Below are 21,037 nucleotides of genomic sequence, written 5' to 3'. Positions count from 1 at the left end.
ACGAAAAGTGGGTTTTTGTTTGAATGATATAATGCTTCACCCTTCTTTTCATGATGGATACAATACTTTATGCAAGACAAACTATTTATATGAAGAGAAAGGACAAGATCCAAAAGATTATCGCAATTTTCACGAGAAAGTCTATCTTCTCACTACCTGAACCTTCTAGTAATATCGAAAGAAGTTCCCCAACAACTACAATTAGTAAGAGACCAAATAAAAAATTGGTAACGATTGTATTTATCCTTTCACAGTTATAAGTAATTTTGCAAAAAGCATCGTTAATATTATGGTAAAAAAGAAAGCAAAAGCGATTAGTACCGATATAATAGACAGCACGAATAATGTCCTTCCAATATCATCTAGCAAACCACTAATATTACCATCTATAAAAGGATCGAGTACGGCTCCTAACAATCTGTATAAAAAAGCGATTAAAATCGTTTGAATCGTTGGTATAGACACTAAGATTAATACCGAAAACAGCACTGCATTGCCGGTAACAACCGAAGCCGAAGAGGAGTAACTTTTCATCGTACTTATACTTTCCGTTAATAGTGATCCAACAAATGGAATATTATTAGCGATTAATCGTTTGGCTGATTCGCTAACCGCGCCACTGACCGACCATGTAAAAACCCCGTTTACCGTCATAAAAAAACTATACAAAACTAAAATAATAGAGGTAGTCCCAACTAAGGTCATGCGGATTAGATCCGACATTTTCGAAAACGAAGTAGCTGGATGTATTCGCGTAATGACGTCAAAAATGAAAGCCGCCATAATCGAAGGTATTAACACTTTTTCAGCTAAGATCGTTGTAAACGAAGCAAATAGCATAACCATTGGATTCCACAAAGTGATTAGTAACGCACCACCAGATACAGCAATTCCAGCTGTTAATAATGGATACATTCCTAAAAAAAGTGTAACTAGTTGATTCGAAAGCGCATGTATCATATCTAATGTTCGAATGGCAGGCTCTAAACAGTAAAAACAAATAATCATGATAAACAAAAATTTGAAAAGCCTTTTACTATTTGGAATCAACCATTCTAAACAAACAAATACCAGTCCAAACAGTAAAATATAGGTAAATGTTTGGATGACCTCTTTGACTGGCTGCAATAATGTCTGTAATATTTCATCCATCATTCATTGTTCATTCCTTCAAGAGAGTAATCCGAGTACGGAAAAAAACTTTTCGTAAAATTGCTTCATATGTTGCAGCCAAACGAGCAGAATAATCGCCTTAGTCGTAAAAGTAAACATAGTAGCTAGGCTTGTATATTCATAGTCCGAGAGAAGTTCTTCTACAATTTGAGAAATAAAAAGTAATAACACAGAAAACAGGAGTAGTTTAAATACAGGTAGTAGGGCGACTGGAACGATGGAGAAATAGTTCGTTACAAACGGGATAATAAGGGACATAACTAAATACATTAAAAAAAGGAAGATATAAATCGTATAGATAATCGAATGTAAACGTGGATACGTTTCTTTTATTAATTGCAACAAGCAAAACGCGAGAATAATCGTGACATATACAACCATTGGTTAACTCGTCATAAGAAGCCATTCTAAAAATGTGGAAATCTCATAAAAAAATAATCTTAATAAACGTAACAATTCGATTGTCATATATATATATCCAACAAAAAACAAGAAAAAAGCAAACTCTTTTTTACCAGTAGATTCAAAGAACAAGTGAAGAATCGCAATCAATAATCCTATACCCGCAACTCGAAGTACATCGTGAAGTTCCACAATGCCTCCCCCTTCCATACGAATAACATATGAACGGAGGTTGGAGAATATGAAAAATATTCATAATTGAAAATTACTAACGGGGACTCCGTTTTCCAACTAAATGCATTGAAATTCCAACTAAAGCTCTAAATTTTCCAACTAGACATTATGCAACACTGAAAAGTCCTGAATCGTCGGTTTGAAATATGCGGAAATAACAAAATAGCGAGCCTTTTCTCGACAAAATCGAGGAAAGACTCGCTATTTTTAGATTTAATTTATGCTCTTGAAACGTATGATCCTTCATCAGTGTTGATAATTAATTTATCTCCAACGTTGATGAATAGAGGAACTGTTACGACTAAACCAGTTTCTAATTTTGCCGTTTTAGATCCACCACCAGAAGTATCCCCTTTAATACCAGGTTCTGTTTCCGTTACTTCTAATTCAACTGATTTTGGTAATTCTACTCCAAGTGTTTCACCTGCGTACTGAATTACATGAATTTCCATGTTTTCACGCAAGAATTTTAATTCGTACTCGATTTGATTTTCATTTAGCTCTAATTGCTCGTAAGAATCTGTATCCATGAATACATGTTGATCCCCACTTGCGTATAAATATTGCATTTTTTTGTTATCAATTTGTGCTTTTTCTACTTTTTCCCCTGCACGGAATGTTTTTTCATTCACTGATCCGTTACGTAGGTTACGAAGTTTTGAACGTACGAACGCTGCACCTTTTCCTGGTTTTACATGTTGGAAATCCAATACACGGTAAAGTACCCCGTCTACTAAAATTGTTAATCCTGTTTTAAAATCATTTACTGAAATCATGTATTTTCCTCCAAATATTAAGATAGTATTAATAGTTCTTTTGTCGAGTGCGTGAGCTTCTCTAAACCATTTTCTGTTACAAGTGCATCATCTTCAATTCGCACACCGCCGATATTTGGTAAGTAAATACCCGGTTCAATCGTAATGACCATACCTGGCTCTAACACAATATCCGAACGGAATGATAATCCAGGACCTTCATGCACCTCTAGACCAATTCCATGACCTAATGAATGCCCAAATGCTTCCCCGTAGCCTTTAGAAGCGATATAGTCACGAGCGATTGCATCTGCTTCTTTACCTGTCATACCCGGTTTTACTTTTTCTAAAGCAAGTAATTGTGAATCGAGCACAACTTGGTAAATCTCTTTGAGTTTCTCACTTGGCTCCCCAACTGCAACTGTTCGAGTCGTATCCGAAATATAACCATTGTATACGGCTCCAAAATCTAATGTCACAAAATCGCCAACTTCAATCACTTTATCAGACGCAACGCCGTGTGGTAATGCAGAACGAACTCCTGAAGCAACGATTGTATCAAATGAAGAAGAGGTTGCACCACGCTTACGCATGAAAAATTCCAACTCATTGGATACTTCAAGCTCTGTCATTCCCGGTTTTATGTATGTAACAATATGCTCATAAGCCTCATCCGCAATACGACAAGCTGCCTTTATTATACTAATCTCTTCGACGGTCTTTATCAAGCGAATTTTTTCCACTAATCCAGCTTCTGGCACCAAATCTGCTTTGACAGCTTGCTTGTACATTTCAAAACTGCTGTATGTCAAATCCTCTTTTTCAAATCCTAATGTTTGAATGCCCATTTGAGCGACTTGTGTTGCAACTTCTTCGATTAATGTTTTCTCATGTTTAACAATGCGGAAATCTTTAATCTGGCTTGCTGCTTGTTCCGTGTACCGGAAATCCGTAATAAAAACAGCGTCGTTTTTGGAAACAATGGCAACGCCTGCCGTTCCAGTAAATCCTGTCATATAGCGTCTATTGTATTCATTTGTAATTAATAAAGCATCGATCCCTTTTTCTTCTAACACAGTGCGTAATTTCGCAAGTTTCATTATTACCCCTCATCTCATATTCTAAATAAGTACTGCCTATTATTTTATCATACGAAATAAGGATGGTAAATTTTCTATTTGCTTAATGGTTTATCTTGCGCATGGAAAATAGCGGACTCCATTAAAAATCGCGTCGCCAATATGATAATGCAAATAAAAGGTATAGACATTCTTTTAATCGTTTTTTCAATAGAACTAGCATCCAAAATAATCCATTCTAAAGCAAATGCGATTAATAGCCCTAAAGCAATACTCGTAATAGCTACCGGAATCTTCATGAATAACAAGCTAATATAGTATAAAAGAATGCTCGCAGCCCATACGATGATGAATAATATTCCCCATTTAATAAATGCATTGCTATCCTTTAAAGCTTGAAAATTATCCGAAAACCCTACTGGATCCCATTTGATAAAATGGAAAAAATCTAATATTTTAAACATGATTACTGTAATCAATGTCACCGCAAAACTAGTACTAATCGCTAAACCTTTCATGCGAAATCCCCTTATCCTTTTTAGTTTAGTGTAGGCTTTGAAAGGAATATTTAAACAAACAATAAAAAAAGTGCTCGTGGCTTGTTCTCTGGAACTTTAAAAGATTATTTGTGCAATATAGGGATACTGCGTCGTAGTGTGCTGACTAGTGACCGCTTTGATTTTCGCTGCAGTCGAACGCTTTCCGTGGGGTGAGTGATGAGCAGCCATTCCCGCCGCCCTGAAGCGGAAATCCTAGCGGTAACTTTATTGAATGTCTACGACACAGTATCCCTAATCAGTGACATATACCTTCTATCGCCAAGATAGGGGTATCTGCATACTATAATCTTTTATTTCCTAAAGCAAAAAAACAAACTGACAAGTTACTTTCATCAGTTTGTGCTTTTGTAGGTTTTAAATAAAGTTTGAGAAAAGTAAGAGACCATCCCCTTATTTAGTAGCCAAAGAAAAGCAACCATTTTGAAAAAAGATTGATCAAAGTGGTTGCTTTTCTTATCAATGAATTTGCTGTTGTGATAAAAAGATGGGATATTTTATTTGATTTTCTCAGCCAGCTCCAAAATAATTCCTTCTGGCCCACGAACGAAGCATAATTTATAAGCGTTTTCGTAGTTTTGTATCTCACCAATAAGTGCTGCGCCTTTCTTTGTCAATTTGGTAACAAGAGCTTCAATATCTTCAACAGCAAAGGCAATATGCTGGATCCCCAGATTATTTGCTAAGGGATGCTGGATGCCATTTTCATCTGATGGCGAGTGAAATTTTACTAGTTCTATATTTGCGTCACCTTCTGGCGTTCGCAACATTACTAGTTCTATATTTGCATCACTGTCTGGCGTTCGCAGCATTGCAACTTCCTCTTTAACGTCTTGAAACCCTATAATTCCCTTCATCCGCTCAGCCCACTCGCCTTCCACTTTTCCTTCCCCTAGCATTTCAAGACCAAATTCAAGAAAAAACGCTTTCGCAGCAGGAAGATCATTGACGATTATACCCACATGATCGATTCTATGGATTTTCATATTTCGAACCTCCTTTTTCCTAATTTTATCACATATGTCTCTTCAAAATTTCTTCTCTATTTTTGATGCTCTTTTTCTTTTAAAAACAAAAAACACCCCTTTAGATAATCATATCTAAAGGGGAAAAAAGATGCATCTTTATTTATAAACGGTAGGATTTTATTTCAAAGCCACATGCTTTTACCTATTTGTCTATTATAAACCGCATTTTAGCTGTGCATTACAGTTCGTACATGTGTTACAGCCGCCCATTTCTTCTACAGTTCCTTTTCGGCAAACTGGGCAAGTGTTCCCTACTTCCGAACCAATCGTTACATTCGTCGAGCGTAAATCCTGGATTGTGTCGATTAACACGATTGGACGTTTTTCAATTACTTTTTCTTCTTGTTCATGGTCATCTAATGTGTTTTCTTCAGCTTTTAACGTTAATACTTGGGCATCGCGACTTCCATCCACGTATACAGTACCGCCTTTTGCTCCACCATTGTATAAACGCTCGTAAACACCTTCTACTTGTTCCACTGTATAACCACGTGGAGCATTCACTGTTTTGGAAATGGAACTATCAATCCAGCGTTGAATAATACATTGTACATCTGCATGTGCTTCTGGTGGTAATTCCATTGCCGTTACAAACCAGTTCGGCAGATTTTCTTCTTCTGCTGTTTCATTTTTCGTTAAATATTCTTTTACAATATCTGCTTTTACTTCGATAAATTTCCCTAGACGTCCACTTCTGTAATAGGTAAACGAGTAATAAGGTTCTAAACCAGTGGAAACACCAACCATTGTTCCAGTAGAACCAGTAGGAGCAACTGTCAATAAATGCGAATTACGAATGCCTGATTCTAAAATTGTATTTCTAATTTCCTCTGGCATTGTTTGCATAAACCCTGTTTCGGTAAAAGCTTTGCGAAGTCGATTTGTTTCTTCTACTGTTTCGCCTGTTAAGAACGGGAAACTTCCTCTTTCTTTTGCAAGTTCTGCAGAAGTTTCATAAGCTGCGATAGCAATGGTTTTAAATATCTCATCTACTAAAATATTGCCCTCTTCAGAACCGTATTCTTTTTCACAATAAATAAGTAAATCGGCTAATCCCATTACTCCAAGTCCAACACGTCTCTCCCCAAGTGCTTGTACTTTGTTTTCTTCTAAGAAATATGGAGTTGCATCAATGACATTATCTTGCATACGTACACCAACGCGTACTGTTTCTTTTAATGCTTCATAGTTAACTGTTTTTGTTTCTTTATTTGCAAATTGTGCCAAGTTAACAGCTGCTAGGTTACAAACAGAATATGGAGCTAGTGGTTGCTCACCACATGGGTTAGTTGCAACAACTTTTTGTCCATATGCTTTTGCATTTGTTTTGTCATTTGCATTATCAATGAAGAAAACACCTGGCTCTGCTGAATATGTCGCACAAATATTAATCAGATTCCAAAGTTCTTTCGCTTTTACTGTGCGGTAAGTTCTTACAGCATAACCCATTTTCTCCCACTCACGAACATCGCCAACCGTGTGCCAATTTTCGTTGTAGAATGCCATTTCCTCTTCTGTGTAGGATTCAGTCGCAGGGAAACGAAGGTCAAAATCTTCATCCTTTTCTACTGCTTTCATGAAATCATCCGTTAATGTTACTGAAATGTTGGCACCTGTTAAAAATTCAGGATTATGAACAGTGTAGGTTCCACCGTCACGAAGTTTTGTTTCTGCATCACGAATGATTTCGTTGCTGAATCCTCCAAGTCCTGGTATTGCTTTATAGTTGATAATTCCTTGATACATTGCTTCTTCTTGAAATGTTAAAGGTTTAAATTTAAGCTTGTCCTTCGCTAATTGTTTAATCGTTTCATCGTTTGTATTTTCGATTAGGAATCGTAAAATACGTGGATTTTGCATTTTAGAAATGATGAATTCCGCAATATCCGGATGCCAATCTGCCAGCATTATCATTTGTGCTCCACGACGTGATCCACCTTGTTCGACAAGATGAGTCAATTTTGCAATATCATCTAACCAAGAAACGGAACCGGAAGATTTTCCGTTTACACCGCGTGCTAGCGTGTTACGCGGACGAAGTGTGGAACCATTTGTACCAACTCCACCACCGCGGCTCATAATTTCCATTACTTGTTTACGATGATCACTAATTCCTTCACGAGAATCAGCTACAAAGGGCATTACGTAACAGTTAAAGTACGTTACATCGGTTCCTGTACCTGCTCCGTATAATACTCGTCCAGCAGGGATGAATTTTAGTGAAACTAATTGCTGATAGAACTTTTCGAACCATTCCGCTCTTTTGTCTTCTGTTTTCTCAACAGAAGCAAGTCCAGTAGCATTTCGCTTAGCAATTTGTTCATAGAATACTTCTAAAGGCTTTTCAATGACGCTAAGGGGACGAGTCACAACGCCTGATGCAACTTGGTTGCTATCATCAATCGCACTGCGGTAATCTTCTTCGATCAATACATCTGCTGTTTTTGCATCCTGATTGATCGACACGATATGCCCTAATCCTCGCGCCGGAAATTTCGGATCATCTTTCACCGTTAATACGACAAAATCTCCTGTTTTCAGCGTTTTTTTCTCTGTGTCTTTAAAAGAATAACGGTCGATCATAACTAATCTAGATACACCTTTATGTGTCAATGTCATGTTGTTTGTAATTGGGTGTACTTGAGGAAATTGTTCAATGTCTTTGTTTAACTGTTCAATGTTAATGGTTGCATTTTTATTCTGAGATGCTAATACCATCATATTGCCTCCCTTTTATTCAAAAATAAAACACACCATATAGTGTATCGTCGTTTATAAACGATACTATATGTTGTGTTATTTTGCAAATGAATAGATTCCCTTCAAACCTAATCAGCTCAGTAGTCAATGGACTAAATGACTAAAAAAAAATAAATTATTTTCTAAAGTTCCATTCATCGTTAGCATATCGCTTTGCTTCCAGCTCTTGTACATATATTTCTTGTTCTTCTGTTAACTTATATTCAACTAGTTCAATTTGCAATGCATCTTCAAAACCTTTTTTAAATGCTACTTTGCATTCGTCGATTGTTACGGAATGTTGACTTATCTTGTTGATAGCAACTGCTTTTTTCGACAAACCAGCTTTGACGCGTTCCTTTAATGCTTGGGAAGAAAATTTGAATGTCTGAATTAATTTATCTTCATCCATATCCAATAATATAGCTCCGTGTTGCAAAATGACACCTTTTTGCCTAGTTTGTGCACTACCAGCCACTTTTCTACCTTCCACTACTAGTTCATACCAGCTTGGAGCATCAAAACAAACAGCAGATTTGGGCTTTTTTAAATCCTGTTTTTTTTCATCCGTGTCAGGGATAGAAAAATATGCATCTAGGCCTAAATTTTGGAAACCTATTAACAAACCTTCACTGATCACTCGATAAGCTTCTGTGACAGTAGCTGGCATATTAGGATAACTCTCCGTCACAATCACGCTATATGTAAGTTCATGTTCATGGAGTACGCCTCTTCCACCGGTAGGTCTTCGAACAAATCCTAATCCTAATTGTTTTATAGCGTCCATGTCAATTTCTTTTTCAACCGATTGAAAATAGCCAATCGACAAAGTAGCAGGATTCCATTCGTAAAATCGAACAACCGGCGGGATGAGGCCCTCACTATGCCAATCTAATAAGGCTTCATCAAGTGCCATATTATAAGATGGGCTACAAGGTCCCGAGTTAATAAAATACCATTTTGTCTTTTCCACGCAAATTTCCCCCTTCACAACGATATTCATTTTATCAAATAGATTGAATTGTATCTAGTGATTCTTTTATAATAGATATGGAAACATAGAAAGGGGAAAGACCGTGTCTAATACTTTATACTTTTTAATCGCAGTAATTGTCGTGTTAGTAGTTTATGCTATCGTCCAAGCACTTCGATTAAAAAAAGCAGTTACAAATCTTACGCAAGAACAATTCATCGCCGGCTACCGTAAAGCCCAATTAATCGATGTGAGAGAACCTAAAGAGTTCGATGCTGGACATATACTAGGAGCAAGAAATATTCCTTCGTCACAACTTCGACAACGCTTCAAAGAAATTCGTCCAGATAAACCTGTTTATCTATATTGTCAAAGCAGTGCGAGAAGTTCGCGTGCAGCAATGTTTTTAAAGAAAAAAGGATATACAGAGTTAAACCAGCTACAAGGCGGCTTTAAGACTTGGTCAGGTAAGATCAAATCGAAATAATTTTCTAAAAAAGCTGTAGTTATTTAAGTCACGATATACATAAAGGTTCTTCTATATCCAGGAGAACCTTTTTTCTATCATATTATTCGGAGGTATTAGATGCAAAAACCTGTTTTATTTTCACACAATGAAGATTTCCGAGAAACCCATCCCAATTACGAAGATTTTGCTATTCATTCCAAACGAATTATTCATCTATTGAAAGAACGTAAATACGCTAATTGGCAAACGATCGACATCGGAGAATCCATTTTACAATTAGACGGTAACTTATTAGAAATGATGGAAAACAATCTTATAACGTATGAAGTATTAGCATCCATATTTGAAACAAGAGCCCAAAGCAAGATTACAAGCAAATCACAATTATCGGTAGAAAGTAAGCTCGAGATTGTAGAAACGTTTGAAAATAATCTCATCTTTTTCCCCGAATATGATGTCGCGATGACATTCTCTTTTAACTACTCTGGAGGTAATACTTGGCCAGAATATTATTTCTTTTCAACTTCCGCTGAAACAGCACTTTTTTTCTTGCAAGAAATCAATGAAAAAATGCGTCAGTTGCTCATGCAATCTGTTACCTATTTGGTCGATACAGAGCATGGGGTACAACGCAGAAAATACGGGGAACAAGCTGTCGTGGGACGTGAGGATGTATTATTATCCGAAAACATTAAACAAGACATTTTCCGCTCAATCGATGAATTCTTTAAAGAAGATGGCCACTTTTTCAAAGACTATGGTCTACCATACAAACGCGGTATATTGTTATACGGGTCACCAGGAAACGGTAAAACGACTTTAGTAAAATCCATCACCGGTTCTACTAAGGCACCAGTTGTCTATTGGCAAATTACCGAATTCACAGGTAGTCATTCCGTCCAAGAAGTATTTGGCATTGTTACTCGGCTAGCTCCAGCAATATTAGTAATTGAAGATATCGATTCGATGCCAGAATACACGCGTTCCGTCTTTTTAAACACCTTAGACGGCGCGCAATCTAGAGAAGGGTTATTTATCATCGGCACGACAAACTACCCGCAAAAAATTGATCCTGCGCTTATTAACCGGGCAGGAAGGTTTGACCGAGCATACGAAATCCCTTCCCCGTCCGAAAAAGTACGAGAAAATTATTTGCGCAAACTCGATATTAAGCATATTTTCACAGACGACCAATTTGCGGACATGGCCAAACGCTCTAAAGGATTATCCATGTCCCAGTTAAACGAGCTTTATATGTCGGTTGCACTCAATTGGCACTACGACGGTGAACTCGCATACGAAAAGCGGATTGAAGAATTGCTTAAACAAAACAAACGATCAATGAAAAATGAATGGGAAAAAGACGAATCTTCTATTGGGTTTTAGCCATTTCATATACAAGTCTAAGAAGGATCCTCCGTTTGGATCCTTTTTTATTTAGGGCAAAAATAATATTTTCTGAAACTTCTTACTTCTATTTCCGTATAACGATTAACATGATGTTTGATCATGAATTATTTTAATGAGGGGGGTTCATTTTGGCATTAAGAGATCGTAAAGATTTGTTTTGGATTTTTGCACTTATTCTATTAATATTTGCTCCATTTGTTTGCATACTCACCCCGATAATTACGTCGATTACATTTTATAGCGGCCCTGGATCGATCGTTTTTATCCCACTTAGCACGAGTTTTTGGATGCTTGCCTTCGCATTTGTTTTTGCGATCGCACTCCTTTGTGCGTCCTATTTTTTAAAATCCAATATGTTAAAGGTCATAACGGTTGTTGTGGCAGCAATTGGATTTATTATCATTTTTACGGTTGGTGTTCAAAATTATGTATATCTACGTGAAGACAAAATAGAGTTTAACCCACTTTTCGGAAATAAAGTAGAACATGAATGGGGAGACCTTGCGAAGGTAGTCCATGTATTAGAGGAACCAGAAGAGAAACAAGACGAAATATATATTTTTGAATTTACAGATGGGTATGTATTTGAATTTCCTGTATCCGGTGTTGTTAATGGATCCGTGCAAAGTGCAATTTACCAAAAAGCAAGGCAATACGAAATACCATTTGAAGACTAATAAAAGTGCGGTCCGTTTGCGGACCGCACTTTCTTTTTATGCTTTTGTATAACGTAGCACTGGCTTACGAGCAGCTTTTGTTTCGTCTAAACGATTGATAACCGTTGTATGCGGTGCATTTTGAACGATATCTGGGTTTTCTTCCACTTCTTTAGCAATTTGGATTAATGCATCACAAAACGCGTCTAATGTTTCTTTTGACTCTGTTTCTGTCGGCTCAATCATCATACCTTCTTCTACATTTAGCGGGAAGTAGATTGTCGGTGGATGATAGCCAAAGTCAAGCAGACGTTTTGCCATATCTAATGTACGAACGCCCAATTTCTTTTGACGACGACCACTTAATACGAATTCATGCTTACAATGACGGTTGTATGGAAGATCGAAATGCTCTTCTAAACGTCTCATCATATAGTTTGCATTTAACACTGCATATTCCGTAACAGCTTTTAGACCATCTGGCCCCATGGAACGGATATATGTGTATGCACGCACGTTAATGCCAAAGTTTCCGTAGAATGGTTTTACACGACCAATCGTTTGAGGACGATTATAATCGAATGTATATTTGTCATCCTCTTTAACAAGTACCGGACTTGGTAAGAAAGGAATTAGGTCTGCTTTTACTCCTACTGGTCCCGAACCTGGTCCCCCACCGCCGTGAGGACCTGTAAATGTTTTGTGCAAGTTTAAGTGAACACAGTCAAAGCCCATATCTCCTGGACGTGCTTTCGACATAACTGCATTTAAGTTTGCTCCGTCATAGTACAATTTACCGCCTACACCATGAATGATTTCAGCCATCTCTAAAATACTTTCTTCGAATAAACCTAATGTATTTGGGTTCGTTAGCATTAGCGCAGCTGTATCTAGACCAGCAACGCGACGTAAGTCTTCTAAATCTACTAAACCATTTTCATCCGATTTTACTGTAATAGTTTCAAAGCCTGTCACAGTTGCAGAAGCCGGGTTCGTTCCATGAGCTGAATCGGGAACGATTACTTTCGTTCGCTCCAAGTCACCATTTGCTTCATGGAATGCGCGAATCATCATTAGAGCTGTCCACTCACCGTGTGCACCAGCAGCTGGTTGAAGTGTCACTTCGTCCATTCCAGTGATTTCGATTAAATGCTCTTGTAGATCATACATTAACTCCATTGCACCTTGTACAGAAGATTCATCTTGTAATGGATGAATATTTGCAAATCCAGGGAAACGTGCAACCGATTCATTAACTTTTGGATTGTATTTCATCGTACAAGATCCAAGTGGGTAGAATCCTGTATCTACACCGTGGTTACGGTTTGATAAAGCTGTGTAATGACGCATAATATCTAACTCAGACACTTCTGGTAATTCCGCCTCTTCATCTCGAAGCATACCTTGTGGTAAAAGTGATGCTACATCTACTTCCGGCACATCTAGTTCTGGTAAGTTATACCCTACACGGCCTTCTTTTGTGATTTCAAAAATTAGTGGTTGATTGTCCTTATGCATGAAGAGCCCCCATTTCTTGCACGAGTGCATCTATTTCTTCTTTTGTACGTTGCTCAGTTACAGCGATTAATACGTGATTTTTAAGATCAGAGTTCACTCGACCTAGGTCAAATCCACCGATAATTCCTTTTTCAAGCAGTACTTTATTTGCATCTGCAACAGAACCGTTTACTTTTACGACGATTTCGTTGAAGTGTGCACCTTGGAAAGGTACTTCAAATCCAGCTTTTTCAAAAGCTTGTTTTGTATAATGTGTTTTCGTTATGTTTTGGATTGCCATTTCTTTTACGCCTTTTTTACCAAGTGCCGTCATTGCAACTGAAGCTGCCAGTGCATTTAGTGCTTGGTTTGAACAGATGTTAGAAGTAGCTTTGTCGCGACGGATATGTTGCTCGCGAGCTTGTAAAGTTAATACAAATCCACGACGACCATCTTCATCTGTTGTTTCTCCAACTAAACGACCAGGAACTTTACGCATCAATTTAGAAGAGACTGCAAAGAAACCACAGTGTGGACCACCAAATGCTTCTGCAATTCCAAAGACTTGCGCATCTCCAACAGTAATATCTGCTCCAAATTTACCAGGAGGTGTTAATGCACCTAAAGCAAGTGGGTTTGCAGAGACAACGAATAATGCTTTTTGTGCATGTGTTAGTTGTTCCACTTTTGCTAAATCTTCAATTTGACCGAAGAAGTTTGGATACTGAACTAATACAGCTGCCGTTTCTTCGTCTACTAATTCTTCCAGTTTCGCTAAGTCTGTTACGCCATCTTTTGTTGGAACCGTTACAACTTGAACATTTTGTCCTTTTGCATACATTTTAACCACATCGATATATTCAGGATGAACAGCTTCCGAAACGACTAACTTATTACGACGAGTGTGACCTGCAGCTAAGTTACCTGCTTCAGCAAGGGCAGTACCACCGTCATACATAGAAGAGTTTGCAATATCCATGCCAGTTAGTTCACAAATCATTGTTTGGAATTCAAAAATAGCTTGCAATTCCCCTTGTGAAATTTCAGGTTGATACGGAGTATATGCTGTATAAAATTCAGAACGAGAGATAACATGATCAACTATAATTGGCTTAAAGTGATCATAAACGCCAGCACCTAAAAAAGTAGCGTATTTTTTGCTATCTGCATTTTTGTCTGCAAGATTTGCTAATTCTTTTAATAAAGCTGATTCTGCTTTCGCAGCTTTAATATTATACTCGCCTTTAAAACGTACTTTCTCCGGAATGTCTGCAAACAATTCATCAATAGAAGAAATGCCGATTACATCTAACATTTCTTTTTGATCTTGCTCAGTCATTGGTAAATAACGATGCTTCATCAATAGACAACCTCTTTCTTCGTATTATTTTTCTCTTTTATAAAATGGAGTAGCAACTGTAACTGCTTTTAAACGTTTATTTCTTATTTCCACTTCTAGCTCTTTACCTATTTCAGCGAATGTTGCGTCAATTAACACTAAACCAATATTTTTCTTCAGCGTTGGAGATTGAGTTCCTGTAGTAACAATACCGACCTGTGTTTCACCAGCATACACTGGGTATCCAGTACGTGGAATTCCTTTATCAATCATTTCAATACCAATACTTTTTCTTGGTACACCATTTTCTTTTTGATCAGCTAACACAGCTTTACCATTGAAATCTTGTTCTTTTTTCAGTTTTACAACAAAGCCTAAACCAGCTTCTAGCGGAGAAATTTCTTTGGAAAGTTCTTGACCGTATAAGGGTAAGCAAGCTTCAAAACGTAATGTGTCACGAGCCCCTAGCCCACAAGGTAGAAGTCCATCTTCCTTACCCACTTTTAAAATATCGCTCCATAAATCTCTTACATCATTACCAGCTGCATAGATTTCAAATCCATCTTCTCCTGTATAACCAGTACGGGAAACAAGAACTGATTTTCCAGCTACTTCGACATTATTCTCGAAACGGAAAAATCCGATTTCGTCTAGCGGTTTAGAAGTAAGCTTTTGTAATATTTCTTGCGCAAGTGGTCCTTGTAATGCAAGTAAACCGTATTCATCCGATTTATTTACTAGTTCTACATCTTCCGTCTTAAATTGTTTCATCCAGTCAAAATCTTTTTCAATATTGCCTGCGTTTACTACTAATAAATAATGGTTCTCTTCAACTTTATAGACTAATAAATCATCTACTATGCCACCATCTTCGTAACACATTGCTGTATATTGCGCTTGCCCATTTACTAATTTGGAAACATCGTTTGTCATGATTTTTTGTAAAAACGCCTCACTTGAAGAGCCTGTAACAATAATTTCTCCCATATGAGAGACATCAAACAATCCTGCTTTCGTTCTTACTGCTTCGTGTTCTTCTTTAATACTAGAAAATTGTACAGGTAATTCCCAGCCACCAAAATCAATTGTTTTTCCACCGTATGTAGCATAATCATCGAATAGAGGTGTACGCTTTAACTGTTCTGACAAAAAAATCTCCTCCTTAAGTTTTTCACACATAAAAAAGGACAGAAAAACCCCTTTATATTAACAAGGGTTCTCTGTCCTGGCACCTGAAAGTTTACCGAAAACGGCTTGCCTCTTTGGTGGCTTTGCGTGATACTAAACGAAAGCACTCTCCAGAGTTGCGTCCTATACGAGTTCTTTTGCCTGAGAGATTCATAATAATCATTACTTGCTCCTTCGGCGACGCTACTTGCTGCGTTCTCTCCCCGTATACTCATCCGCGATATCTGTTTAAATGGCTTGCTTTGTCTATATCCTAACATTGAACATGAAAAGACGCAATAGTTTTTATAAAATTACTTAAAAAGCGAACATTATTTTAAAATTAATATTTTTCATTCGCCTTTCAGGCGATTCACTTGATATCCAGCATACTCTGTCACTTGCCGTAATGGTCGATTTTCCGTGTGGATTGTAATATGGGTCGCTTTTTTATAGGCTCTTCTTCTTTTATTGTACAGTTGCTCCAACTCATCTCTTGTACTATTTTGCACGATAGGTCGATTTTTGTCGTTTTTAATACGCATCCAAATATCATTAAACGTTGCGTCTAAATACAACACTAATCCTGTATTTCGCATAATTCGAACATTTTCTTCATTCATCGCAACCCCACCACCCGTAGAAATAATACATGACTCCTTACGGAAATTTTGCAGGAAATCTGTTTCTAATTGCCTGAAATATGCTTCCCCTTCCTGTTCAAATATTTCAGGTATGGCCCTTTTTTGCTTATTTACGATTTCTTTATCCATGTCGTAATAAGGCATTTTTAATAAATAGCTTAGTCTTCTTCCGACTGCACTTTTTCCACTTCCCATAAATCCCACCAAATATACTTTGTACATGATTCACCAACTCGCTACATATCTAGATTATTTTCTCGCTCTTTAAAATTATCTATTTTAATGATAGTAGCATTAATATTGCTCATTTCCAACGAATCATACGTTCTATATTTGGATTGGTATGCAGCAGTTGTTGCAAAAAGCGACAAACAAACGATGACTAACAGTAACATGGCGGCTGGTAACAACACGCCTTTTTCATTCCGAACGAAATGTAACATAAAAAGTATGCTCCCTTTTCAACCCATTCAAAAAAGTGACAAAAAAGTGTAAAGATTGACCTTCGACTGTTACAGATATTGATTTTACATGAAGCAGCATCTGTTCATGACCTAATCGTTTTTTTTGCTTTCTTATTAAGTTTGTATAAAATTCAATATCATACTCTTCCCCATTTTTATTGAACCGAATTCCTGGCTGGTCTTTCTGAATGATAAGTGAATCAATATCATTTATATAGGCTTCTACGTTTTGGACAAACAGCGCCCAATCCATATCAGTTGGGTTGGTAATCATTTCTTCCACTTTAGCTGTCCAACCGACCGTAAATGCAAATACTTGAGAAAAAACCATTAAAACAGCTAGCTGAATGATTCCATCCACTAACGTATATCCTTTCTCGTTGCGAATGCTTAGTTTGAAACGGTTACGCAATTCGTTTTCTCCTCTCGCATCCCTTCATAATGTACGCAAATTTGTGAAAGATCTATTTCATACGCGTAAGCAACCTGTTCAATTTGCATGATTCCATTCCAACTATTTTCAGTTATATACTTTTTGGCAGCTTCATGCATTACAATAGAGGCATGATATTTTCGCTTTTTTTCTTCTAATTGTATATGCATATTACTTAACAATGGTAGTAAAGTTGTCGCAAGGACCATTGTAATACTGAGTCCCAGTATCGTTTCTGGCCATGAAAACCCATTACTATTCCTCATAATTTACCCTGCCTCCACCGATGTATATCGTAACTGTTTTTTCTCCTTTACTCGTTTCGAAGAAAAAAGTGCCAAATTGGCTCACTGTTCCGTTTGGATGGAAAGACACTCCAAGTAATGTACTCCCCGAATTAAGGCGTATATTCTTCGGTAATTTGTGTTCGAATAGACGGGTATCTCTCCATTTCCCTACATACTTACTGCCATTTTCTTCAAAACTAAGATTTGTTAATTTATTTTCAGCAATTCCAATTGATTGCAGTTTTTGTATGTCTAAATGAAATTGCCGGAAAAAACGCTTTTCTTCTGCTTCCACTAGTTTAGAAGTCGACACAAACACAATGGAGGAAGTTATTACCATGACAATAGATAAGATGAGAACCGTTTCGATTAAAGTAAAGCCCTTTTCATTTCGTAGAAGTTCACGCATCTTACTATTCCGGGCTTTCTGTCACTAACACACTTCCATCCCCAGCGATTTCTATCTTATCACCGTTTGGACAAGCATCCGTTCCACTAATAAATTCACCTGTTTTTAACTCCTCCATTGTCGGAATATCATTATTCTCAATTTTGTATGCTTGTACCTGCCCTTCTACCATTTTGATAAAAGCATCGCAGCCTTTTTTATCAATGTTAGCAGAATGTTTCGTTACATTTGGGATAGAAATAAGTATCAAAACGGAAATAATTAATAAAACAATCATCATTTCTACTAAAGTGAATCCTCGTTCATTCTTCCATATTTTCATTCTAATAATCTCCTTCACACAATATTTATCATTTCGTAAATTGGTAATAATATCGCTAAATACGCACCAATAATGAAAATAGCTAAGATTAAAAACAATGTTGGTTGAATAATACTTAAATAACGAGTAAGCTTCGTTTCAATTCGGTCCGATAAAAAATCACTATATAAGGTTAATTCCCTTCCAAGATACCCACTGTTTTCTCCGTGCACGACAAAAAGATGAAAATCTTCCGTGAAATAATCTAACAGTAAAACAGACTTAGAAAAAGATTCTCCGTGCACAATTTTATTTTTCATTTGTTCTGCAACAAACTGAAGCGTTTTATGTTCTTGTTGATTGATCAATGCTTCGAACGACTGTTGTAGAGGCATCCCGCTTTCAATTAGCCCTCCCATTTCCCTTGAAAAGACTCTTGTTAGTAGTAGTTTATACCAGCTATTCACAATTGGGATTTTACGGTAAAACGCGAGTTGTATTTCCACTGTCTTCTTATTTAAGATAAACAGAAAAACACTTATAATTATTGCCAACAAAACCAGTACTATTAAAAAAGCATTGGGTAATTGCAATAATACACTTGTCCAAACAATAGAGCTTTCAGATTCCCCAGACTCTTTTGCACCTAGTAAAGATTCCATATTCGGAAGAAAATACAGCCTAAAAACGGTAAACAGGATAAAAATAACGACAAACAAAAACAGCGGATACATTAATAGATTATTTAATCGTTTTTTTGCTCGCTCATAAACAGCGACATTGACACCCAGTGTCGAAACAGTTTCCTGTAATTGACCATGAATCATCGCTAAATTTATCGGAAGTAGTAATCGACTAGGAAAACCTAATAATTTAAATACTTCGGTCACATTCAGACCGCTTTTTTGAATTTCGGTTACTTGAGAAATCGCTTTATCCGTGTTTTTTACATGGAAAGGCAATAACATAGTAACAGCTTCATGAAATGTATAGCCTTCCTTCAACAGATCACTTAATCTACTTAAAAATGGGGACTGCATATTAGCAGGGATTGTTTCATCTTTTCTGGTGAAATATGTTTTAATTTCTTTGAATAACACCTTCTCTTACCCCTCTCTCGATTTGATAGGAAAGAGTAATGGCGTGCGGGATATGAAAATCCTTACCAGTAAAAAGAGAACTTAGTGCTTCTTCTAAAAATTCATCTGAGATAATTTCAAATATAGCGGAGAACTCCGGTTGTTTCATATTCGCAACGGTTACAAGTCTTTGGCTGACGATGCCGATAATCGTTTGTTTTAATTCTTCTGCAGATACTCCTAAATCCATTAATCGATAAAACGCACCTACGCCATCTTTTGCGTGGATCGTAGAGACGACCAGATGACCTGTTAAAGTAGCCTGGATGGCAGCTTTAGCAGTGTCCTCGTCACGAATCTCACCAATCATTATTACATCTGGAGAATGCCTTAATATGGCTTTCAGTCCTGTCGAATAAGTTACACCAGACCGTTCATTTACTTGAATTTGCAGTAAATGTGATTGACTATTCTCAACGGGGTCTTCCAGTGAAATAACATGTCGATTTAAGTTTTCAGAACAATATTTAGTAAGCGAGTACATAGTTGTCGATTTTCCAGAGCCAGTTGGACCAACAAAAAGAATAAGCCCTTGTCGATTGTTGGCAAGCTCCACTATTTTTTCGGAGGCATCTCGAAATAAGGACAAAGAGTGAATTATTTTTGCATTATCATGTTGTTGCAAACGAATGACGAGACTTTCTTTACCGTAAACTGATGGTAATGTTGAAACACGAAATGAGAATTTTTGATTATTGAATGTTTGTTGAAATGAACCACTTTGTGGCTTCCGTTTTTCGCTGATATCAAGAGAGGATAAAAATTTGAAGAATGATATAATACGTTCACCCAAATGAAGGGGAAGCTTCCCTGCTTCAAACATTTGAGCTTGTTTTTTGAAATAATAAAAATAATTTTCTTCGTTTGGGATCATATGCAAATCATTTGCGCCAAACCGATGTGCTTTTCTTAATAAAAGCGCACATTTTTGTTCAATTGTATTTTCTATTTGTTGCATGCATCGTTCCTTTCTCCAGATACAAGCTGTGACCGCAAACAGCCTGTACAAATTTAGTATACTTCCAAACTTAAAATAAATAAAGAGATTTCTCTAAATTTTCGAATTATTAATTTACAGTTTTATTTGTCATTTGATTATTCTTCATTATAATTAAAGAAAAGATGGAAAGGAGAAAATAGTATGCCAGATACTTTAAAGATTACAAATACACTAGCTGACGAGACTAGGTACTCAATATATCAATATATTGTGAAAAAACAGAAACAAGTCAATGTGCAAGAAATTGCAGAACAATTTGGCATACATCCGAACGTCGCAAGATTACATTTGACGAAATTAAATGACTCCAAATTAGTTTGCTCTGAATTAGAAAATAACAAAAAAGGTGGACGCCCTGCTAGAGTATATTTTCCTGCAGAAGAACCAATCTATTTAAGCTTTCCAAAACAAGAAAATCATTTATTGTTACAATGGTTATTAGAATTAGTAGATTCAATGGGAGAAGTAGCCCTTACTAAAGCAAAAAACATTAGCTACCAACACGGATTAGCAATTATTAATCAAACTACTTCTTCTACACATACTTTTGAAAATAAAATGGAATTATTAACAGAAACAGCAAATGCGATTGGGTATATACCTCAAATTGCAGAAAACGATGGCAAAAAGGTTATTACTTTTTCCATTTATAATTGCCCATATAAAAATCAGTTACATAAATACCCTGCCCTTGTTTGTTCCCTACATGAATCTTTTTTAAAGGGACAATTTGATGCACTTTTCCCAGCTAACAAATTTCTTCAGACTGAAAGTATGCAAAATCATTGTAACAATTGCGTATATCAAATAGAAGTTCTATAATGAGGCTATAGATGAATCATAATTGTGACAATCCAATGTATATTCTAAATCGAAATGCAA

24 protein-coding genes and 1 riboswitch are annotated in these 21,037 nt (G+C 36.8%); of the genes, 4 read left to right on the top strand and 20 right to left on the bottom strand.

Annotated features, from left to right (window positions below):
* Positions 1–240: 240 nt before the first annotated feature.
* From AC1DFT_RS11100 to AC1DFT_RS11060, 9 genes are all read right to left on the bottom strand, one after another.
* Entirely contained in the window at positions 241–1,155 is a 915-nt protein-coding gene (locus AC1DFT_RS11100) for a stage III sporulation protein AE (protein WP_477919258.1), read from the bottom strand.
* Positions 1,156–1,170: 15 nt separating this feature from the next.
* On the bottom strand, positions 1,171–1,554 hold the full coding sequence (locus AC1DFT_RS11095) for a hypothetical protein (RefSeq protein WP_477919257.1): 384 nt from the start codon (positions 1,552–1,554) through the stop codon (positions 1,171–1,173).
* Positions 1,555–1,557: 3 nt separating this feature from the next.
* Positions 1,558–1,767 carry a SpoIIIAC/SpoIIIAD family protein gene (locus AC1DFT_RS11090; protein WP_093265786.1) on the bottom strand — a complete coding sequence of 70 codons (210 nt, stop codon included), beginning with the start codon at positions 1,765–1,767 and terminating at the stop codon, positions 1,558–1,560.
* Between the two features lie 260 nt (positions 1,768–2,027).
* Positions 2,028–2,585 (bottom strand): elongation factor P, encoded by a 558-nt coding sequence (efp, locus tag AC1DFT_RS11085; RefSeq protein WP_477919256.1) that lies wholly within the window; start codon positions 2,583–2,585, stop codon positions 2,028–2,030.
* Between the two features lie 17 nt (positions 2,586–2,602).
* Positions 2,603–3,667 carry a M24 family metallopeptidase gene (locus AC1DFT_RS11080; protein ID WP_477919346.1) on the bottom strand — a complete coding sequence of 355 codons (1,065 nt, stop codon included), beginning with the start codon at positions 3,665–3,667 and terminating at the stop codon, positions 2,603–2,605.
* Between the two features lie 71 nt (positions 3,668–3,738).
* Positions 3,739–4,161: a hypothetical protein gene (locus AC1DFT_RS11075; protein WP_477919255.1), complete on the bottom strand. Its 423-nt coding sequence runs from the start codon at positions 4,159–4,161 to the stop codon at positions 3,739–3,741.
* Between the two features lie 536 nt (positions 4,162–4,697).
* Positions 4,698–5,186, bottom strand: coding sequence for a VOC family protein (locus AC1DFT_RS11070; protein ID WP_477919254.1), 489 nt, complete (start codon positions 5,184–5,186; stop codon positions 4,698–4,700).
* Positions 5,187–5,381: 195 nt separating this feature from the next.
* Positions 5,382–7,946, bottom strand: coding sequence for a vitamin B12-dependent ribonucleotide reductase (locus AC1DFT_RS11065; RefSeq protein WP_477919253.1), 2,565 nt, complete (start codon positions 7,944–7,946; stop codon positions 5,382–5,384).
* Positions 7,947–8,103: 157 nt separating this feature from the next.
* The gene (locus AC1DFT_RS11060) at positions 8,104–8,940 is read right to left on the bottom strand and encodes a lipoate--protein ligase family protein (protein WP_477919252.1); all 837 of its coding nucleotides are present in this window, start codon (positions 8,938–8,940) and stop codon (positions 8,104–8,106) included.
* 127 nt (positions 8,941–9,067) lie between these two features.
* Here AC1DFT_RS11060 and AC1DFT_RS11055 point away from each other — a divergent pair, with 127 nt between their 5' ends.
* The 3 genes from AC1DFT_RS11055 to AC1DFT_RS11045 all read left to right on the top strand — a co-directional run bounded on the left by AC1DFT_RS11055 (position 9,068) and on the right by AC1DFT_RS11045 (position 11,496).
* Positions 9,068–9,427 (top strand): rhodanese-like domain-containing protein, encoded by a 360-nt coding sequence (locus tag AC1DFT_RS11055; RefSeq protein ID WP_477919345.1) that lies wholly within the window; start codon positions 9,068–9,070, stop codon positions 9,425–9,427.
* A gap of 99 nt (positions 9,428–9,526) precedes the next feature.
* The gene (locus tag AC1DFT_RS11050; protein ID WP_477919251.1) at positions 9,527–10,795 is read left to right on the top strand and encodes an ATP-binding protein; all 1,269 of its coding nucleotides are present in this window, start codon (positions 9,527–9,529) and stop codon (positions 10,793–10,795) included.
* Positions 10,796–10,947: 152 nt separating this feature from the next.
* A complete protein-coding gene (locus AC1DFT_RS11045; RefSeq protein ID WP_477919250.1) occupies positions 10,948–11,496 on the top strand; it encodes a hypothetical protein in 549 nt (182 codons plus the stop codon).
* A gap of 36 nt (positions 11,497–11,532) precedes the next feature.
* Here AC1DFT_RS11045 and gcvPB read toward each other — a convergent pair whose 3' ends face one another.
* The 11 genes from gcvPB to comGA form a co-directional block, all read right to left on the bottom strand.
* Complete coding sequence (gene gcvPB, locus AC1DFT_RS11040) at positions 11,533–12,993, bottom strand: aminomethyl-transferring glycine dehydrogenase subunit GcvPB (RefSeq protein ID WP_477919249.1); 1,461 nt, start codon at positions 12,991–12,993, stop codon at positions 11,533–11,535.
* Positions 12,986–14,332 (bottom strand): aminomethyl-transferring glycine dehydrogenase subunit GcvPA, encoded by a 1,347-nt coding sequence (gene gcvPA, locus AC1DFT_RS11035; protein WP_477919344.1) that lies wholly within the window; start codon positions 14,330–14,332, stop codon positions 12,986–12,988. Before gcvPA ends, gcvPB begins: the two co-directional genes overlap by 8 nt.
* Before the next feature lie 24 nt (positions 14,333–14,356).
* A complete protein-coding gene (gene gcvT / locus AC1DFT_RS11030) occupies positions 14,357–15,490 on the bottom strand; it encodes a glycine cleavage system aminomethyltransferase GcvT (protein WP_477919248.1) in 1,134 nt (377 codons plus the stop codon).
* 128 nt (positions 15,491–15,618) lie between these two features.
* Positions 15,619–15,714: riboswitch (glycine riboswitch) on the bottom strand.
* Between the two features lie 117 nt (positions 15,715–15,831).
* Positions 15,832–16,344, bottom strand: coding sequence for a shikimate kinase (locus AC1DFT_RS11025; RefSeq protein WP_477919247.1), 513 nt, complete (start codon positions 16,342–16,344; stop codon positions 15,832–15,834).
* A 14-nt stretch (positions 16,345–16,358) separates the two neighbouring features.
* Entirely contained in the window at positions 16,359–16,565 is a 207-nt protein-coding gene (locus AC1DFT_RS11020; protein ID WP_477919246.1) for a hypothetical protein, read from the bottom strand.
* Positions 16,543–16,998 (bottom strand): competence type IV pilus minor pilin ComGF, encoded by a 456-nt coding sequence (comGF, locus tag AC1DFT_RS11015; protein ID WP_477919245.1) that lies wholly within the window; start codon positions 16,996–16,998, stop codon positions 16,543–16,545. Before comGF ends, AC1DFT_RS11020 begins: the two co-directional genes overlap by 23 nt.
* The gene (locus tag AC1DFT_RS11010) at positions 16,977–17,285 is read right to left on the bottom strand and encodes a hypothetical protein (RefSeq protein WP_477919244.1); all 309 of its coding nucleotides are present in this window, start codon (positions 17,283–17,285) and stop codon (positions 16,977–16,979) included. The genes comGF and AC1DFT_RS11010 overlap by 22 nt, the downstream gene beginning before the upstream one ends.
* On the bottom strand, positions 17,275–17,715 hold the full coding sequence (gene comGD / locus AC1DFT_RS11005; protein ID WP_477919243.1) for a competence type IV pilus minor pilin ComGD: 441 nt from the start codon (positions 17,713–17,715) through the stop codon (positions 17,275–17,277). Before comGD ends, AC1DFT_RS11010 begins: the two co-directional genes overlap by 11 nt.
* 4 nt (positions 17,716–17,719) lie before the next feature.
* Positions 17,720–18,037 (bottom strand): competence type IV pilus major pilin ComGC, encoded by a 318-nt coding sequence (gene comGC / locus AC1DFT_RS11000; RefSeq protein WP_477919242.1) that lies wholly within the window; start codon positions 18,035–18,037, stop codon positions 17,720–17,722.
* A gap of 14 nt (positions 18,038–18,051) precedes the next feature.
* A complete protein-coding gene (gene comGB / locus AC1DFT_RS10995) occupies positions 18,052–19,116 on the bottom strand; it encodes a competence type IV pilus assembly protein ComGB (protein ID WP_477919241.1) in 1,065 nt (354 codons plus the stop codon).
* Positions 19,097–20,113 carry a competence type IV pilus ATPase ComGA gene (comGA, locus tag AC1DFT_RS10990; RefSeq protein ID WP_477919240.1) on the bottom strand — a complete coding sequence of 339 codons (1,017 nt, stop codon included), beginning with the start codon at positions 20,111–20,113 and terminating at the stop codon, positions 19,097–19,099. Before comGA ends, comGB begins: the two co-directional genes overlap by 20 nt.
* A gap of 183 nt (positions 20,114–20,296) precedes the next feature.
* On the opposite strand from comGA, the gene AC1DFT_RS10985 reads away from it, so the two are divergent.
* Entirely contained in the window at positions 20,297–20,977 is a 681-nt protein-coding gene (locus tag AC1DFT_RS10985) for a helix-turn-helix transcriptional regulator (RefSeq protein WP_477919239.1), read from the top strand.
* Positions 20,978–21,037: the final 60 nt, after the last annotated feature.

The organism is Psychrobacillus sp. 05T411, assembly GCF_056396485.1.
Note: the sequence above shows the minus strand (reverse complement) of the source record. Positions and strands in the feature narration are given on the sequence as shown.

Coding starts and splice junctions, on each gene's coding strand:
- comGA (WP_477919240.1), bottom strand. CDS start 20,113: ATGCAACAAATAGAAAATACAATTGAACAAAAATGTGCGCTTTTATTA.
- gcvT (WP_477919248.1), bottom strand. CDS start 15,490: ATGTGTGAAAAACTTAAGGAGGAGATTTTTTTGTCAGAACAGTTAAAG.
- comGD (WP_477919243.1), bottom strand. CDS start 17,715: ATGCGTGAACTTCTACGAAATGAAAAGGGCTTTACTTTAATCGAAACG.
- gcvPB (WP_477919249.1), bottom strand. CDS start 12,993: ATGCATAAGGACAATCAACCACTAATTTTTGAAATCACAAAAGAAGGC.
- AC1DFT_RS11100 (WP_477919258.1), bottom strand. CDS start 1,155: ATGATGGATGAAATATTACAGACATTATTGCAGCCAGTCAAAGAGGTC.
- AC1DFT_RS11010 (WP_477919244.1), bottom strand. CDS start 17,285: ATGAGGAATAGTAATGGGTTTTCATGGCCAGAAACGATACTGGGACTC.
- AC1DFT_RS10985 (WP_477919239.1), top strand. CDS start 20,297: ATGCCAGATACTTTAAAGATTACAAATACACTAGCTGACGAGACTAGG.
- gcvPA (WP_477919344.1), bottom strand. CDS start 14,332: ATGAAGCATCGTTATTTACCAATGACTGAGCAAGATCAAAAAGAAATG.
- AC1DFT_RS11075 (WP_477919255.1), bottom strand. CDS start 4,161: ATGAAAGGTTTAGCGATTAGTACTAGTTTTGCGGTGACATTGATTACA.
- AC1DFT_RS11095 (WP_477919257.1), bottom strand. CDS start 1,554: ATGGTTGTATATGTCACGATTATTCTCGCGTTTTGCTTGTTGCAATTA.
- AC1DFT_RS11025 (WP_477919247.1), bottom strand. CDS start 16,344: ATGTACAAAGTATATTTGGTGGGATTTATGGGAAGTGGAAAAAGTGCA.
- efp (WP_477919256.1), bottom strand. CDS start 2,585: ATGATTTCAGTAAATGATTTTAAAACAGGATTAACAATTTTAGTAGAC.
- comGC (WP_477919242.1), bottom strand. CDS start 18,037: ATGAAAATATGGAAGAATGAACGAGGATTCACTTTAGTAGAAATGATG.
- AC1DFT_RS11050 (WP_477919251.1), top strand. CDS start 9,527: ATGCAAAAACCTGTTTTATTTTCACACAATGAAGATTTCCGAGAAACC.
- AC1DFT_RS11070 (WP_477919254.1), bottom strand. CDS start 5,186: ATGAAAATCCATAGAATCGATCATGTGGGTATAATCGTCAATGATCTT.
- AC1DFT_RS11065 (WP_477919253.1), bottom strand. CDS start 7,946: ATGGTATTAGCATCTCAGAATAAAAATGCAACCATTAACATTGAACAG.
- AC1DFT_RS11020 (WP_477919246.1), bottom strand. CDS start 16,565: ATGTTACATTTCGTTCGGAATGAAAAAGGCGTGTTGTTACCAGCCGCC.